General features: G+C 61.0%; 13 protein-coding genes. 9 read left to right on the forward strand and 4 right to left on the reverse strand.

From position 1 onward, the window contains the following. Positions 1-61 precede the first annotated feature (61 nt). From nadE to ACIQTW_RS10775, 4 genes are all read left to right on the forward strand, one after another. On the forward strand, positions 62-883 hold the full coding sequence (gene nadE, locus ACIQTW_RS10760) for an ammonia-dependent NAD(+) synthetase (RefSeq protein WP_402936791.1): 822 nt from the start codon (positions 62-64) through the stop codon (positions 881-883). A gap of 338 nt (positions 884-1,221) precedes the next feature. Then, a complete protein-coding gene (locus ACIQTW_RS10765) occupies positions 1,222-1,872 on the forward strand; it encodes a PadR family transcriptional regulator (protein WP_402936792.1) in 651 nt (216 codons plus the stop codon). 77 nt (positions 1,873-1,949) lie between these two features. Next, positions 1,950-2,708, forward strand: coding sequence for a MerR family transcriptional regulator (locus ACIQTW_RS10770; RefSeq protein WP_402936793.1), 759 nt, complete (start codon positions 1,950-1,952; stop codon positions 2,706-2,708). Positions 2,709-2,752: 44 nt separating this feature from the next. After that, the gene (locus ACIQTW_RS10775) at positions 2,753-3,343 is read left to right on the forward strand and encodes a TetR/AcrR family transcriptional regulator (RefSeq protein WP_402936794.1); all 591 of its coding nucleotides are present in this window, start codon (positions 2,753-2,755) and stop codon (positions 3,341-3,343) included. Positions 3,344-3,375: 32 nt separating this feature from the next. On the opposite strand, the gene ACIQTW_RS10780 is transcribed toward ACIQTW_RS10775, so the two are convergent. From ACIQTW_RS10780 to ACIQTW_RS10795, 4 genes are all read right to left on the reverse strand, one after another. Further along, complete coding sequence (locus ACIQTW_RS10780) at positions 3,376-5,142, reverse strand: sigma-70 family RNA polymerase sigma factor (RefSeq protein WP_402936795.1); 1,767 nt, start codon at positions 5,140-5,142, stop codon at positions 3,376-3,378. A gap of 466 nt (positions 5,143-5,608) precedes the next feature. Continuing rightward, positions 5,609-6,526, reverse strand: a complete 918-nt coding sequence (locus ACIQTW_RS10785) for a class C sortase (RefSeq protein WP_402936796.1) — start codon at positions 6,524-6,526, stop codon at positions 5,609-5,611. 112 nt (positions 6,527-6,638) lie between these two features. Further along, entirely contained in the window at positions 6,639-8,120 is a 1,482-nt protein-coding gene (locus tag ACIQTW_RS10790) for a SpaH/EbpB family LPXTG-anchored major pilin (protein WP_402936797.1), read from the reverse strand. Between the two features lie 89 nt (positions 8,121-8,209). Then, complete coding sequence (locus ACIQTW_RS10795; RefSeq protein WP_402936798.1) at positions 8,210-10,792, reverse strand: GEVED domain-containing protein; 2,583 nt, start codon at positions 10,790-10,792, stop codon at positions 8,210-8,212. Between the two features lie 747 nt (positions 10,793-11,539). Between ACIQTW_RS10795 and ACIQTW_RS10800 the strand changes: the two genes are divergently transcribed. The 5 genes from ACIQTW_RS10800 (at position 11,540) to ACIQTW_RS10820 (ending at position 17,676) form a co-directional block, all read left to right on the forward strand. After that, positions 11,540-12,298, forward strand: a complete 759-nt coding sequence (locus ACIQTW_RS10800) for a hypothetical protein (RefSeq protein WP_402936799.1) — start codon at positions 11,540-11,542, stop codon at positions 12,296-12,298. Continuing rightward, a complete protein-coding gene (locus ACIQTW_RS10805) occupies positions 12,298-12,729 on the forward strand; it encodes a hypothetical protein (protein ID WP_402936800.1) in 432 nt (143 codons plus the stop codon). Before ACIQTW_RS10800 ends, ACIQTW_RS10805 begins: the two co-directional genes overlap by 1 nt. Positions 12,730-12,785: 56 nt before the next feature. Next, positions 12,786-14,297 (forward strand): aldehyde dehydrogenase family protein, encoded by a 1,512-nt coding sequence (locus ACIQTW_RS10810; protein ID WP_402936801.1) that lies wholly within the window; start codon positions 12,786-12,788, stop codon positions 14,295-14,297. Then, positions 14,298-15,953: a GMC family oxidoreductase gene (locus ACIQTW_RS10815; RefSeq protein WP_402936802.1), complete on the forward strand. Its 1,656-nt coding sequence runs from the start codon at positions 14,298-14,300 to the stop codon at positions 15,951-15,953. Positions 15,954-16,098: 145 nt separating this feature from the next. Then, positions 16,099-17,676, forward strand: coding sequence for an APC family permease (locus ACIQTW_RS10820; protein ID WP_402936803.1), 1,578 nt, complete (start codon positions 16,099-16,101; stop codon positions 17,674-17,676). Positions 17,677-17,737 lie beyond the last annotated feature (61 nt).

Here is a 17,737-nt window from a genome sequence, read left to right on the forward strand (position 1 = left end):
CCCCCGGAATCACGGCGCAATATGGTTGAGCGTTGATAACCCTGCTGACTAGTGTTGGACCATGCGCGAACTCCAGGCAAAGATCATTGAAGAAATGGGCGTCCAGCCCCGGATCGATCCTGCGGAGGAGATCCGCAAACGGGTCGCCTTCCTGAAGGATTATGTAAAAGCGACGGGCACCAAGGGCTTCGTCCTGGGTATCTCAGGGGGCCTGGATTCCACGCTCGCGGGGCGCCTTGCCCAGCTGGCGGTCGAGGAGCTTGACGCGGAGGGCGTGGACGCGAACTTCGTAGCCGTCCGGCTCCCCTACGGCATACAGCACGACGAAGACGACGCCCAGGCCGCCTTGGACTTCATCAAAGCCAAGACCGAGTGGACCTTTAACATCTCCCGCGCCGTTGACGGTTTCGAAGAAGAGTTCGAGAAGACCACCGGCGCGGAAATTTCCGACTTCCACAAGGGCAACACCAAGGCCCGCGCACGCATGATCGCGCAGTACGCCCTGGCCGGCGAGCACAATTACCTGGTGGTCGGCACCGATCATGGCGCCGAGTCCGTCACCGGCTTCTTCACGAAGTTCGGCGACGGCGGCGCGGACATCCTTCCGCTGTTCGGCCTGAACAAGCGCCAGAACCGCGCAATCCTGGCTGAATTGGGCGCCCCGGCCCGCCTTTGGCAGAAGGTGCCCACGGCCGACCTCCTGGACGACAAGCCCGGCCGCACCGATGAGGACGAGCTGGGCATCACCTACGACCAGATCGACGACTATCTTGAGGGGCGCGAGGTGGCCGAAGGCGCCGCAGAGCTTATCGAGCAGAAGTACCTCCGCACACGCCACAAGCGCACCGTTCCGGTCACCATCTTCGATACTTGGTGGAAATAGCTAAGTCCCTTTAGAGCAACTACCACCGCTGGACCACTCACGACGGCGGGTGCCGGCTTCCCATGGAAGTCCGCACCCGCCGTCGAGCTTTAACCGACGCTCTCTCACATCCCACGGGCTTCCCGCCAGCGCTCTCGCACATCCCACGGGCTTCCCGCCAGCGCTCTCCCACATCCCACGGGCTTCCCGCCAGCGCTCTCCCACATCCCACGGGCTTCCCGCCAGCGCTCTCGCACATCCCGACTCCAAAGTCTTGACGATGCGATAGTTACCGATATATCGTTAACTATCGCCGATACTTCTTCGGTGAACCATACAACCGAAAGGACGATGCTGCTATGAAAGGCATCAATGAACACGACAACGCCTTCCCCGAGCACGACCACGGGCATCCCGAACACGGACACGGCCGGGGCCGCTTCAACCGAGGCAAGGGCCGGCGCGGCCCGGGCGGACACGGCGGAGGCGGATTTGGCCCGGGCTTTGGACCTGGCGGTTTTGGCCCCGGCTTTGGCCCGGGTTTCGGGCCGCGGGGCTTCGGCCCGGGCGGATCACGCCGAGCCAATCGTGGCGACGTCCGCGCAGCGATTCTCTCGCTCTTGGCTGAGGCTCCCTCCAACGGCTACGGCCTGATCAAGACCATCGCAGAGAAGACCTCCGGCGCATGGCGCCCGAGCCCAGGCTCCGTCTACCCGACACTGCAGCAACTGGTGGACGAAGAACTGATCGTCGCCGTCGGCGAGGGTAGGCGTACCGAGTTCACTCTTACCGACGACGGCAAGGCTTACGTCGCTGAGCATGGCGAAGAACTCGCCAATGCGTGGAACACGGAGGCCGATGGAACAGGCGCAGCATTCCACCAAAGCGTTGGCAAGCTGATGGGGGTCATCCACCAGTTCCGCGGAGCGGCTACCGACGAACAGCGTCAGGCAGCGATCGAAAAGCTGGACGAAACCCGCCGGGCTCTGTACCTGATCCTGGCTGACTAAGTGCTGGTCAGCATCCCCTTGACCTTGACGTAACGTCAACCTCTACTGTCGAAGGACAAGCACGGGACGGAGGACGTATGGACTGGTCAATTCAGGAAATCGCCAAGATTGCAGGGACCACCAGCCGCACGCTGCGTCACTACGACGACATCGGGCTGCTCAAACCAAGCCGGACCGGCCATAACGGCTATCGCTACTATGACGGTCCGGCTCTGGTTCAGCTCCAGCGAATCATCCTGCTCCGGGAACTTGGACTTGGGCTGCCGGCCATAGCCGAGGTTCTTGACCGCGAGACGGATACCGTCAAAGCGCTGAGCAGCCATCTGGAATGGCTTGCCCAGGAGCAGGACAGGCTGACCCGGCAGATCGCCTCCGTTCGGCAGACCATTGACACGATAAAAGGGGATGGAAAGTACATGGCACAGAACATGTTTGATGGCTTCGACCACACTCAGTACAAGGATGAAGTGGAGGAACGCTGGGGCAAGGAAGCCTACGCCGCCAGTGACTCGTGGTGGAGCGGAATGAGCACCGAAGAAAAGCAGCAGTGGAAGGACCGGGTCCGGAAGTTGGGCGCGGACTGGATCTCCACCGCAGAATCCGGAGCTTCTCCGGACGGGGCCGAAGCGCAGGACCTGGCGCGGCGCCACGTTGAGTGGCTTAGCGGAATTCCGGGAACGCCATCCGCAGCTCCCGGCGGAGACATCAAGGGCTACATCACGGGCCTCGGCGAAATGTACGTCGCTGATCCGCGGTTCGCGGCCAACTACGGCGGCGAATCAGGGGCGACCTTCGTCAGGGATGCCCTGCGGGCTTACGCTCAAAAGAACCTGTAGATGGTCAGGATGCGCTGATCAGAGTTAGGCAATAGTCTGGCCGAATGGGTACAAGCACCGTAAAGTCCGGCGAACAGGTTGACAGGCAGAAACGCATTCTCGATGCGGCCTTGGAGCTACTGTCCCGCCACGGCATTTCGGGAATCAACATGCGCGCTGTGGCGCGTGAAGCCGGCGTCGCTCTTGGGCTTGTGAACTACTACTACGAAGACAAGCCGAGCTTGATCCGCGCGGTTCTTCACCAGATTGAAGAGCACGACCTCCTGCTGGTGGAGCCAGCTCCCACCTCAACGCCGGACGAGCGACTCCGAGAGTCGCTTCGGCGCGTTGCGGACCCCGGACTTCTGACCACACCATACCTGTCCCTCCGTCTCCACTTGTGGGCTCTCGCCCAAGCGGATGAGGAATTTGCACGCATCAATGCCGCGGCCTTTGAGAGATACCTCCAAGGGCTCGCGGCCTTGATCGGCAATGCTATTCCGGGCCTTTCCCTGGATGAATGCAGGGAAAGGGCAGCCGACATCGTGGTGGTGCAGAACGGCATGTGGCTCACCACGCTGTTGGGCATCGACAAGGCAGCTATCGAGCGCGGCATTAACCGCACAGAGCAGATCGCCTTCGCCCCTTCGGCATAGCTACCGGGTCCGGGGAGACCTTTGCTGCGTGCTCAGAAAGCGTTGGAGAAGGTGGTTGTGGGCAGTCCCGATCCCCTGAATTGGTAGTCGAGGCTGGCCTGCGAGGCCGGGTCTTTCCGTGAGATGCCTAGCGTGAATTGCAGGTTTCCAGTTTCCACCGCAGTGCTCATGCAGTGGACTTCTTTGGTGTCTTGGTTCTGTGCTGTGCAGGACCATCCTTCGGGTTGGATGAGTGTTCCCGGGATCAGGCTTGCCCCTTCGGATACGGAGAAGATCACTTCAGCGGCTTCGGTGGCTGTTTGGCCAGCGATGGTGAAGATGATCGTGGCCTGGACATCGGCAGCGCCTGAGCCCGGCCTTGTGGTGACGGTGGCCGTGACCTCTGGCGTTATGGGCCGGGTCGGAGTCGGGCTCTGCGTCGGGCTCTGCGTCGGAGTCGGGGTTGGACTCGGGCTCTGCGTCGGAGTCGGGGTTGGACTCGGGCTCTGCGTCGGAGTCGGGGTTGGACTCGGGCTCTGCGTCGGTGTCGGTGTCGGGGTTGTTGGACCGGGTGTAGTGCCCGCCCCGGTTACTGGCGGCAGAACTCCCGGAGTCTTTGGAGGAGCGGCCGGGGACGGGACAGGCCAAACGACCGGATGGTGTGGCGCGGGGAAACCGGCCGGGCTACGTTGCACGCCGTTCAGCGCGGGCAGTTCTTCCGAACCCGCGGAGACTTCCTCAACCGCGTGATCGGAAGTCCTTGAGGGTTCATTCGTCGGTGCCGCCGGGGCAGGGTTGGTGCCGGTAAGTGGGGACTTCGTGCTCTGGTTATCGTGGCTGGAGGTGGATGCCGGTGCCTCACCGGCACGCGGTGTGCCGGGGTTGTTGGTTCCGGTTGCTGCCAACGCTATGGTGGCTCCCACAATCACGGCTGCCCCGGCTAAACCCGCTGCCCCGACTTTCACCATTGCAGCCACGGACCTTGGAGCAGCCTCGCCCACGGCAGTACCGGTGAGTCCAGCCGTACCCGCAGCGCCGCCTGTGATTACCGGGGCGGCGGAGGTCAGGGCCACTCCGGCGATCAGGGGGAAGATGATGGCCCTCATGGCGGACTGCACGTCATTGAGATCTAGGAGCAGGGCAGTGCATTTCGAGCAGGATTCCAGGTGGGTCCGGACTTTTTCATGGGCCCGCCGGCTCAGACCATTCCGGGAGTAGGCCCCCAGCTGGTCCGGATACCCTTCGCATTCCTTGGAGGTTGAGTCTTTGATGTGGCCCTGCAAATAGGCTTGCCGCAGGCCTTCACGGGCCCGGATCGCCAACGACGAGACCCCGTTCGGGGTGATGCCTAAGACTTCCGATGCCGCGGCGGGTTTCATACCCTCAATGTCCACGTACCAGAGGACTTCCTGCCAACGCTCAGGCAGGGATTTGAACGCAGCGGCCACCGTGCTGGACTCAAACCCGACCACGGCCGGGTCCTCAGGATCCTCGACCCGGTCCAGCACAAAACTGTCCGAAACCGGCAGGCTACGGGCCGCCATCCGGTTCTGGGCCTGCGCGATCCGCCGCACCGCCGTCAGCAGATACGCCCTAAAAAAAGTATCAGGACCTTTGCCACGCATCAACGCCTGGTGAATTGAAACAAACGCCTCGGAAACAATGTCCTCAATATCGGCCCTGTTATCCACCTGCCCTGCCGCGACATACCGCGCCATGTCCCGGTGCCGGTCAAAAAGACTTGCAAAAGCGCCCTGATCCCCCTCCCGAACCCTCAAGACAAGATCAGCATCACTCACAGTCTCCATCGCCGTTGCCACAGACGTTCCTATCTTCAGGTTACGAGTCGGTCGGCCCACATCAGCCATGGTGGACGGTGTTCCAAAATGCGAATCTTCCGCTACGTGCTTGAATCAAGGGCCATCGCAGCGGCAGCGGCAGCAACCTGTTCTCACGACAAATCGATGCAACGCTGCACTTCTTATGTGTGGCCAGGGGGCTGTTTGTGTCGCGAAAAAGGAAAAGAATTTTTGGGATTATGGATTCCCTCGCCGGAAATGCCCACACACAGTCAAGGACCAGATGGGAAGAGCAGTATTTCCAGCTCGTGCATGTCCACTAGTCGGCGCTCATTTAGTTGGTCTTCTTGGATCCAAAACAGTCCCGCCTTCGGCATGGTCTGCGTGACGGTACCGCGATGTACGAGAACTCCCTTCGACCAAGCTTCAATGGTGTCCCCTGGCGTCAAGTCCATGCATCGGACGATGAGAATCTGTTGGTTGGCCGTCACAATGTGGTCCTTTCCCTGCGTGAAACTTGAGTTGAATCACGAGGGCGCGTGACCAGGACGGCAACCGTTGCCGCACCGATGAGGCCGAGGACCCACCACGGGAAACCGGGGTCCGATGCTCGGCTGGGCATAGTTTGCGGGCTCTCGGCACCTGGGGCTTCTGTGCGTTCGCCGCGGACAAGCAGTCGATGACTGTTAACGCCCGTGGGTGTGCAGGTGATGAGAGTTACGTAGTCCTTGCCGGGCACTTTTCGGAGTGCGTCCGTTTGATCCGGCAGGACGGTTTGGATGGAGTCCACTTTGTAGTAGATGGTCTGATCCAGGACGCTGATGCTGAAGGTTTCTCCTTTGGCGACTTTATGGAGGTTTTCGAAAAGGGTCGCGTTGACGAAACCGGAATGTGCGCTGAGGACGCTATGGGTCCCCTCTCCCCCAACGGGTAGAGCCGAACCGAATAGGTGACCGGCGCCCTTGGACAGCGAGTCTTCGTCGGTGCCATGGAAGATCGGCAGGTCCGATTGGATGGAGGGGATGCTGATCCGGCCCATCATTCCACCGGGACCCACGTCCAACAGATTCTGGTAGGCATCCGATCCTGCGCCAATGGTGGTCTGTTTGCCGTCGTCATTGAGGGAGTAGGGGTCTCTGAGGGGTCCTGACGGAAGATCCTGGTTGAACTTTTTTGCGGCGTCAAAAATCGACTTTTTGGCTGAGGGGTTCAGGTTCCCTACGGTGTCAACATATCCACTGATTTCGGTGGCGTGGACCCGGTCGGAAAACCACGCAGCTGCTGTTGGGTAGAGCAAAATTCCCACACCCAATATGGCGATCAGGACTATGAGGATGCGTTGTTTGCTCCACGTTCCGATGACTCGGCCGAGGTCGCGTCGGGGGGTGGTTTGGGTGTGAGTCATCTGGGTCCTGTGGCGGAGGTGTGTAGTGCTGAAACTTCAAAGTGGGGAAGATCGCCAAAACGATCTTCCCCACTTTGGCTAGATGGGAGTCACGGTTGCGACTCCCAAGGTGTTAGCCGTTGGAGGTCTTGCGGTTCCGTGCGAACAGGAGTCCTGCGCCTACGACCAGGAGTGCTCCGGCTGCGTAGAGCAGGCCGGTTCCGACGCCACCGGTGAGGGGCAGTTCGAAGCCGCCGTTGGACGGGATGTTCTTGACGCTCAGGTCAATGCCGACGGTGGTGCTGGCAGAGTTGATCAGGAAGGAGATCGGTTCGGCGAGCAGTTCGTATCCGGCCGGGGCGATGGTCTCGACCAGGTAGTAGGTGCGGTAATCGGCCGAACCCGGTGCAACAGCTGCGCCATCTGCCCAGTCCGAGTAGCGCAGACCGGAGATGGTCAGTGTGCCATCAGCAGCGACGGTGAAGACGCTTTGGCCGTTCAGCGCGACCGGGTTGGTGCCGGCCAGTGCGTCAGCTTCGTTGGTGTAGACCGAGAAGGAAGCGCCAGCAAGGGCTGTGCCGTTCTCGTTGACCTTCTGCAGGGTCATTTCGCCCCACTTGGTCACGACCGGAGGAGTAACCACCGGGCCGCCGGGCTGGCCCGGGGTGATGGTGAAGCTGCCCAGGTTCGGGTAAACCAGAGCCTCGTTCTCGATTTCACCGATGGTGTTGACGGTGGTGTTGACAACGACCTGAACGCGGGTGTCCACGTGTGCGGCCAGTACTGCCAGGCCTGCCGGGGTGAAGACGATGGAGACCGTGTTCGTTGCTGCGTCGAAGACCACGTTGTAGTGGGTGCCTTCGGTGATGACGGTGCCATCAAGCAAAGTAGCGGTGGCGCCGACGTAGGTCAGCTTGGGATCGAGGACGTCCACGATCTTGTAACCATCGATGACGGCTTCGTTGGGGATGTCACCGGTGATGGTGAAGTCGATCTGGTCGCCCAGCTTCACGTCGGGGGCATCCGTAACGGTTTTTTCTGCACCGGCAATGGAGTTCTTCGGGTAGACGTGAACGTCGTAGATCCAGTTGTCCTGGTTATCCGGGTCGGTCAAGGGAACCGATACCAGGAACGGAGCCGAGGGGGTCACGCCGGCGGGGTAGTTGGTCTCGGTGACCAGGTACAGGCCAACGGGGAGATTGGCGAACGCTGCGGTGCCGTCAGCAGCGGTGGTCTGGGCCTGCCCTGCACCCAAGCTGTAACCGGCGCCCGTGATGGAGCCTTCAGGATCGGCCGGGGCGAAGACACTGCTCAGGTTATGGGCTGCATCCCAACCGGCGTTGGTCGACAGGTCGATGGTATTGACCTGCTGAATCGTGAACTCAATGCCACCCAACGGCGTCAACCCGGAGGTGTCTACCGCAGTGCCGTTGTTGGGAAGGCCTGTGGGAGTGGCGGGGCGTTCGAACTTGTGGACTGTGATGGAACCGGTCTGGTCGCCATCAACCAAGGGGGCTGCCGAGGCCGGCGCGACGGAGAAGGACATGGCCAGCACCGCCCCGGCTATAGTTGCGGCGGCGGTTTTCCACAGCCGCAAGGAGCTTGGATTACTCACTTTGTATCTTCTTTCTATTGATGGTTCGGATGCTCGGGAGTGAACATTCAGGGTTCCGGGCTTGCCGCGGCTAGCGGTAAGCAGGAGGTCTAAGTGCTGGTGATGTTTCGGCGGCGGATGTTGACGAGTCCCAGGCCGAGGGCCGTCAGGACGAGAATCGATCCGGCTGCAGTGAAGGGCCACCAGCCGATGCCGCCAGACTCTGGCATTTCCAGTGCGGGCACATCGCGTACCGTGATGAGGAAGATCCCATCACCGTCGCTGTCGCTGCTGCTCACAACGCCCGTACCGCTGCCCTGTCCGACTGTCACGGCGCCGTTAGCTGCAACGGTGAATTGCACAGGCTCGGCCAACAGGTTGAAACCCTCAGGTGCGGTGGTTTCTTCTAGCCAGTAGATGCCGGGTTTGATTCCCTCGAGTTGGAACAAACCTGTTTCGCCTGCCACCGCAACCGCGGTTGGGCTTACCAGGGCAGCTCCGGGGACGCCGTTGTTGTTGGTGTAGATCGTCCAGGACGAGCCCGCCATTCTGACCCATTCCTCATCGGAAGATTCGCCGACCTTTTCGATGAGGACTTTGGCGGGAGTCTGGTGTGTGGTGGTGCAGTCAGGCCCAGGACCGGATGACCCGGGTTCGGCGCAGGTTTGGGGAGGTGTGCTGCCGCTGCCGGTCACCGTGTTGATCAATGTGGCGTTCCAGGCGTTGGTTTTAACGGTGACGCTGTAGCGCAGTGTCGCTGTTTGGCCGGCGGGAAGAGTGAAAGCGGCCGTAGTGAGTGTTGTTGAAGGGGCCACAGGGTTTGCGACGGGAATAGGAGTGCCCGTTCCAATGGTGAGGGTTGCTGAGCCCGGGACGAAGGTCGCGTTGTCCAGGACATCGGCGAGGTTATCCTTCAGGATCACACCTGTGATAACGCCGCTGAGGCTGGTCGCAGTCACTGCATAGTTAATGGTCTGGCCAGGCGTGACAGATCCGTTCGCCGGAACCGTGCCGTTGACCGTCGCCGTCTTCTTGATCTTCCACGCCGGGGGTGCCTTGATTTCTGCATCGTCCGTTGCCGTGACCGGCGGCCCGATGGGCGGATTGCCGGTGACCTTGGCGATGTTTGTGAGCACGCCGGTGATGACGTCGTTCTGAGTCACCACGTAAGTGGCGGTAGCAGTCACAGATTGCCCGGCCAACAACACACCGGGCAATCCCGGCCAGATGTAAGTCAAGACGGACATGGTGCCGGTGCCGGAGAATTGCGTTTCGCTAATCACGACGCCCGTCAGGGTGACGTTGCCGGTGTTCTGGGCCACGAACGTGTACGTGGCGGTTTGGCCGGCCACGAGTGTGGTCCTGTCCACGGTCTTGACCAACGTGATGGCCGGAGCGGCGGCAGGGGCGATGGTGACGATGTAGTCCTCCACCTCGCCCGAATTCGAGGGTCCAATGGGCAACTGGACCTGGGTGATGTTGTAACTGATCCGGAAGCGCGCATAGGTGGTCCCGGCTGTCATGCCTGCGGGGACAGCGGACCAGGTGAGCGTGGCGGACGTGGCTCCGGCCGCAAAGTTGGCGCATGCCCGCTCCGCAGTGTTGTTAAAGAGCCCGTCCTTGTTGACGTCGATCCACCCGCATGTCATTCCAGCCTTGCTGGCACCGCTGATCGCCACGGTTCTGGAGTAGCTGGTTTGCCCCGCCGTCATCGGCGCCATGACGACGCCATCGTCCATCTGGTCCAGCGCTGCAGTAACGCCGGCGTTGGGGGACGCCGTCCCGTTGGCAACGTTCGCGTTATCCTCGGTGATATTCGCACCCAGCGTTACGTCGGAGGTAACAGCCCTCGCGGCGCTGCCTTGATCATAGGACGCCGGAGCATCCCCGAAGTCCTGCGGAACAGTGACAGCCATGAGGAAGTTGTCTTGGTTGTGCTCATTAGCATTCGTGACGACGTTGTCCGTGTAGCCGGGCAGCGAGTTGCTGGTCGGAACGTGAACGCTGCTGACATCGAAGGTCAAGGTGGTGACGACGCCGTTGACTCTCACCGAACCGCATGCCGCTGTTGCCTGGGCACTCAGCGGAGCGGGATTGCCGGTCTGAGCGGTGGTGCTGCACGAAGGACCGGTATTGTGATTCACTGCCGTGATGGAGTTACCACTGACGGCGAGATTGCTTCCGGAGAGCTTGCTCATGGTCAACCCCGCGGTGGCGAGGTTCAAGACAACATGGTATTGCGACTGCTGATCAACATTGCCGTCGTTGCCGAGGTCGAGGGACACATACCCGCCCATACCTGCCAGATTCAGTACCGGGTTTCTCACCGGTTGGCTAAAGGCAACAGTGACAGTGCCCAGACCCGAACACGACCCGCTAGCCGGGCAGTTGTTCGTGGCGTCGGTCCAGAACTCGACGGCGGGAGAAGCGGCGGCGACGCCCTGCGAATAGTCAGAGGCGATATACCCGCGGCTATCCAGCGTCGTCCTGCCCGCCAGGTAGGTCAGACCGGACTGGTCATAGGTGGTAGTCAGGCCTGATCCCGGCATCGTCAGCACGGCGGCTCCGCCGGTAACGTTCGCCGGGGCTGTGGCCACTTCGTAGGCCTGAGCCGGCGCGCCTAATGACAGCCCGCCAAGGACCACCATCAACGCGGCAAAAATGGCCGTCGCTCTCCCGCGGGGAAACTTCAATGGAGGTCCTTCCAAGAACTCTTACTCAACTGCTCCGCTGGGGAGCCGAACAATTACAAGGGACAGCCACACCCTCAGCAGGGCGAAGCTTCACTAAGGGAGTAGCGGCAGGAAACGGAATGTGTCGCAAGTTCCAGAAAGTTTTTGATAGACGCCTATCAGCCGCGAACTGCAATGAGGGCATCTTGCTGGTCATGGAACTCCCGAAAGGCTGAACGCCCGGTCACCCGCATGCTGCTCAGTAGTTCGCCGCCGTGCAGTTGATCTCGGGTTGTCACCGAATAGGAAAAGCTTCTATATGCGGTCTCGAACCTTCCGAGATGGCCGATTGGCTGGACGTCCCTCCGGGACAACGGCTGGAACTGAAGTACTTCCAAACCCTTATTGGTATGCGACCCAGGTACCAGTTGAACGCCGTTGAGGCGCCGACCCGTTTCGTTGATGATCCACGCCGTGAAAACTACCGTCTCCCCCGGTCTGACCAACCGCCTGTCTGCGGCATACATCAGCACCAAACCAGACCGTTGAGGCTGCCGTTTGAGATGGCCCCATCGGGATCTGAGCTGCCGATTACCTTCTACTGCCCGTTCGCTTCGCACATCCGTTAAGTACTGAACGGGCGCGGATCGTGTCGCCACTTGGCCCTTAACGGATCCAAGTAATTACTCCGCCATTCCGCCTACCACCACTGGCGGCCAATTCGTCAATGTCGCGACACAAATCCAGTACCCGCGGTACTTACTTGACATGAACGACCAAACAGAGATTCTTAGCGGCGACCTCGTTATTACATCCTGTGGACTCCAACTTCGCTGGCAGCAAAGCAGCCTACAAGCGGGATGGAAGCTTCCCGGCGATTGGCTGGTACCTGAGGTCGCGGAGACCACCAGGGCGAGAGTCCGGGGTGACGAACTCCAGAACGTGGCGAGACGGCTGGGTGCGTCCCGCGCCTACCACGGGGTGGGCGTCCGTGAGACCATGATGGACCTTCGCGCCTTCTACACCGTTGCCGATATACCCCCGGATGACTCGTCCATGCTGGCGTTGGTAGAGGGATGGACCACGGAAATAGAGCGGCTGGAACCTCTGTCCTGCACCGATGTCCGCACGGGGCTGGCGACGTTCGCGCACTTTGAACGACTCATCTACGACGTCGCCGTCAGTGGATCCCGGGCACAACAAGCCCAGACCATCGCGTCCCTCCATCTCGACTGGTCCGACCAAGGCCATGGTCTTGGCTGGGATCTGCTTGCGGACGTAGGAAACATCTGCAGCGAGGAACTGGCCACGATCAACGTCTCGGCTGCCTACCACCGTGGAAGTATCCACGCCATCATGGAGCGCACCACTCAAAGTTACGAAGCCCTTTTCCGCTGTCGTGAACGCCTCGATGCACTCACCATGTTGCCTGCTCCAGCTACGACAGTCGACTTCGAACCCGTCCCCACCACCCGGGCGGATTTCACGAAAACGACGGCTGCGCTCCGAACCCGACGAGCGGCCTGATGTCTCTCGCCAACCCGGCCTTCACGCGAAGCGTGGTCACGGCAGACCCGGAACGCATGCTGGAAAGACACTTCACTACATGGTGCGCACGGTTCAAAATAACGCCTGGCGACTCTGGGTTCACCACCGAAACAGGCCATGCCGTTTACCCCGCTCATGGAGTAACCGAGGCCGATGGAACTGTGTGGCTCTCTGCCTTGGCGTCCTTTGACAGATCCGGGATTCGCGGGCAAGTAGAACATAATCTGCATTTCCGGCGCATGCTCATCGATGTAGCCAAATCGCCCGACAGAGCCCCCGACGGGATAGCACTGCTGATCGGCAGAACGCCGTATCAAGTGATTTTCCAGAACACAAAGGAAGCTGGCGGCGACCACATCGTCAATGTCGCGTTCATCAATCGGGCACCGCTTATTGAATCCGCTCCTTGAACATCTGTTCATAATTTTCCTTGAACAGATGTTCAAGATGCACTAGCCTGCTTCGTATGACCCAAGCCACATTTTCTGATTCCGCCTCCACTCTTTTCATCAACGGTGCGTGGGAGCCGGCTGCTTCAGGCGCGGTGCGCGAGATCCGTAACCCTGCCGACGGCGAGCTGGTCGCCACGGTGTCCGAAGCCGGCCGTGAAGACGCCGAGCGTGCCATTTCCGCAGCTCGCGCTGCCTTCGACTCCGGCGTCTGGTCTTCAGTCCCGGCCCCCGAGCGCGGCGCGTTCCTGCTCAAGGTCGCCGCGGAACTGCGCGAACGCCGGGAGAAGTTCGCCCGCGCCGAATCCTTGGGCACCGGCAAGCGCATCATCGAAAGCCGCATCGACATCGACGACATAGCCGCCTGCTTCGAATACTTCGGACGTCTCGCCGGACAGTCGGCCGGCCGGGTGGTCGATGCCGGGGACCCCGCCGTCGTGAGCAAAATCGTTTACGAGCCCGTAGGCGTCTGCGGCCTCATCACCCCGTGGAACTACCCGCTGCTGCAGGCTGCGTGGAAGATCGCCCCCGCCCTGGCCGCTGGATGCACCTTCATCCTCAAGCCCGCCGAGCTGACCCCGTCCACTGCCATCCTTGCCATGCAGTTACTGAAGGACCTTGGCCTGCCGGACGGCGTCGCCAATCTTGTCACCGGCCCCGGCGCCCAAGCTGGCGCTCCCCTTTCGGAGCACCCTGACATTGATCTGGTTTCCTTCACCGGTGGACTGGAAACCGGCAAGCGCATTGCCGCAGCCGCAGCCGGCACCGTGAAAAAGGTGGCGCTTGAGCTTGGCGGCAAGAACCCCAACGTCGTGTTCGCTGACGCTGACTTCGACGCCGCCGTCGACAATGCGCTGAACGGCGCCTTTGTGCATTCAGGACAGGTCTGCTCGGCCGGGGCGAGGCTGGTTGTGGAAGAATCCATCGCCGAACGCTTCGTTGACGAACTGGTCCGCAAGGCACAGGATATTCGCCTCGGTGGCCCCTTCGATGAGTCTGCCGAAACCGGACCTCTGATATCCGCTGCCCACAGGGAGAAGGTGGACGCCTACGTCCAGCGCGGCGTCGCGGAAGGCGCACGGCTGCGTTGTGGTGGCGCAGTACCTGAAGGTGAGAAGTTCGACGCCGGCTTCTACTACCAGCCGACCGTCCTGGACCGCGTTCAAAGGGGAATGTCGGTAGTCATCGACGAAGCCTTTGGCCCGGTAGTAACAGTGGAAACCTTCCGCACCGAGGACGAAGCCGTCGCCACCGCCAACGACACCATCTACGGATTGGCTGGCGCCGTATGGACCCAGGATGCCGGCAAGGCCCAGCGCGTAGCGGGCCGTTTGCGGCACGGCACGGTCTGGATCAACGACTACCACCCCTACCTTCCCCAGGCCGAGTGGGGCGGCTTCGGCCAGTCCGGCGTCGGCCGCGAGCTCGGGCCCACCGGATTGGGTGAATACCAGGAAGCCAAGCACATCTACCAAAACACCAGCCCCCAGGTGACCGGCTGGTTCGCAGACCACGGCAAGGAGAAATAGATGCACGTTGACAACATTGAGGACCTCAGCGAGCGCGGGTTCGATTACGTCATCATCGGCGGAGGATCTGCAGGAGCCGCCGTCGCCGCCCGGCTGAGCGAGGACCCTGCCGTCACCGTTGCCTTGGTGGAAGCCGGACCTGATGACCGGAATCTGCCGGAGATCCTGCAGCTGGACCGCTGGATGGAGCTGCTGGAATCCGGCTACGACTGGGACTACCCGGTGGAACCGCAGGAAAACGGCAACTCCTTCATGCGTCACGCCCGCGCCAAGGTGATGGGTGGCTGCTCCAGCCACAACTCCTGCATCGCCTTTTGGGCTCCCCGCGAAGACCTGGATGAGTGGGAGTCAAAGTACGGCGCCACCGGCTGGAACGCTGCTGCCGCATGGCCTTTATACAAGCGCCTGGAAACCAATGAGGACGCCGGCCCGGATGCTCCCCATCATGGCGATTCCGGTCCTGTGCACTTGATGAACGTTCCCCCGAACGATCCCGCCGGAGTCGCGCTCCTTGATGCCTGCGAGCAGACCGGCATCCCCCGCGCAAAGTTCAATGACGGCAATACCGTGATCAAAGGCGCCAATTTTTTCCAGATCAACCGCCGCTCCGACGGGACACGTTCTTCCAGTTCTGTCTCCTATATCCACCCCATCGTCGATCGCGAGAACTTCACGCTGCTGACCGGCCTACGGGCACGCCAACTGGTGTTCGACGCTGACAAGCGCTGCACCGGCGTCGACGTTGTTGACTCGGCCTTCGGCCGGACGCATAGGCTTTCGGCGCATCGCGAGGTCATCCTGTCCACCGGTGCCATCGACTCCCCCAAGCTCCTCATGCTTTCCGGCATAGGCCCGGCCGAACATCTAGCCGCGCATGGCATCGAGGTCCTGGTGGACTCCCCCGGCGTTGGTGAGCATCTGCAGGACCACCCGGAAGGCGTGGTGCAGTTCGAGGCCAAGCAGCCCATGGTTCAGACCTCCACGCAGTGGTGGGAGATCGGCATCTTCACTCCTACCGAGGAGGGCCTCAACCGTCCGGACCTGATGATGCACTATGGCTCCGTGCCCTTCGACATGAACACCTTGCGGTACGGCTACCCCACCACGGAGAACGGTTTCAGCCTCACACCGAATGTCACCCATGCCCGTTCCCGCGGGACGGTCCGGCTGCGTAGCCGGGACTTCCGCGACAAGCCCATGGTGGACCCGCGGTACTTCACCGATCCTGAAGGGCACGACATGCGCGTCATGGTGGCCGGCATCCGGAAAGCCCGGGAAATCGCCGCGCAGCCCGCCATGGCTGAATGGACCGGCCGGGAGCTCTCCCCCGGAATTGAGGCGCAGACCGACGAGGAATTGCAGGATTACATCCGCAAAACGCACAACACGGTCTACCACCCGGTCGGCACAGTCCGCATGGGCCCCGTGGAGGACGACATGTCACCCCTGGATCCCGAGCTGCGGGTCAAGGGCGTCACCGGGCTGCGCGTGGCCGATGCCTCCGTCATGCCGGAACACGTCACTGTGAACCCCAACATCACAGTAATGATGATTGGCGAACGTTGCGCCGACCTCATTAAGTCTGACCTCGTCCGAGCCAACCGGACGGAGGAAACCACGACGGCGGAAGCCGACTTCAGCTTGTCCCTCGCCTGAACAGGCACCCTGCTTTTTAGACCCACGCAACAAACAATGGGGGAACAACCCGAGGCACATCGTGGTGCCCGGCCTTTGATTTCGACTGCGTCCAACGGCGGCCGCAGGTAATCACCATTCGTGCATGTCTGAATTAGGAGTTCGAATGTTAGAACCCAGCAAAATAGGACCGTGTAAAAGCGATGCCAGTGGAATGGACGAGTTTGGCTATGCCCAAACCCTTGACCGCAGCATCGGTAAGTTTGCAAGCTTCGCCGCCGGCGTCAGCTACATCTCCATCCTCACCGGCGTTTTTCAACTGTTTTACTTCGGATTTTCGACGGCGGGACCCGCCTACGCTTGGTCGTGGCCCATCGTTTTCGTCGGCCAATTCATGGTCGCCCTCTGCTTTGCGGAACTAGCCGGACGCTATCCGGTGGCCGGATCGGTCTACAACTGGGCAAAAAGGCTCTCCACCGGAACATGGGCCTGGTTGGCGGGCTGGTTGCTGCTGCTGTCCTCGATCATGGCCCTGGGTTCCGTGGCCTTGGCCCTCCAAATCACCTTGCCGCAGATCTGGAGCGGTTTCCAGTTGGTGGGCGATGGAACAGGACCTTACGACTTTGCCGTCAACGGGGTCATCCTGGCCAGCATCATGATCGGCATTTCCACACTCATCAACGCATTCGGCGTGAAGCTCATGACCATGATCAACAGCGTTGGCGTGTTCGTGGAATTGGTTGCGGCCGTCCTGCTCATTGCAGCACTCATCTGGCATTCCGTGCGCGGACCTGAAGTCCTCCTGGATACCGCTGGATTCGGCGAAGAGCATCCCTTGGGCTTCTTCGGAGTATTCCTCATCGCCGCAATGGCTTCCGGTTACGTCATGTACGGATTCGACACCGCAAGTTCCTTGGGCGAAGAGACCAAGGACCCAAAGCGGACGGCTCCCAGGGCGATCCTACGCGCCGTTACCGCGTCCTTTATCCTTGGAGGTTTGCTCCTCCTCGGCGGAATTCTGGCCGCGCCGGATCTTGCCGACCCCAAGCTCGGAGCCGCTGATGGCGGACTGCAGTACATTGTGTTGTCGGTGCTGGGTGGCCCCTTCGGCAAGGCGTTCCTGGCATGCATCGTCGTAGCTGTGGTGGTGTGTACTCTGGCCGTCCATGCAGCGGCTATCCGGATGATGTTTGCCATGGCCAGGGACAACAACCTTCCCTTCAGCCGTCAGCTCAGCAAAGTGCACCCCACCCGCAAAACCCCCACAGTGGCTGCCATCGTTATTGGCGTAGTGGCAGTGATTCCGCTGATCGTCAACATCTCGCAGCCAGCCATCTTCACCATCCTGTCCAGCATCAGCATCGTTCTGATCTACCTGTCTTACCTTCTGGTTACGGTGCCGATGCTGCGTCGAAGGTTCCTGAAGAAGTGGCCTTTGAAGGACGACGGATCGGAACCGGGATTCAGCCTCGGCAAATGGGGGCTGCCCGTGAACATCCTTGCCGTACTGTGGGGCGGCGCAATGACGTTGAACCTGGTGTGGCCACGGCCGGAGATTTACAACTCGGTTCCGCCGTTCGAGTGGTATCTGCAATGGGGCGGCGTGATCTTCGTTGGCACGGTGATCATCGGCGGAACGCTCCTTTACCGCCTCCGCATCAGGCATCGGACCGGGGTCCTGGCCGAACACGCAGCACTGGTCACGCCCGAGGAGTCTCCCCAAGTGGTAACTCAAAGCTCCTAACCCACGCGGCTATCTCACCTCTAACGAGCATCCCTTCGCCGACGTTCAACGGCGAAGGGAT

The sequence above is a fragment of the Paenarthrobacter sp. NPDC090517 genome (genome assembly GCF_044769165.1).
Taxonomy (GTDB): Bacteria; Actinomycetota; Actinomycetes; order Actinomycetales; family Micrococcaceae; genus Arthrobacter.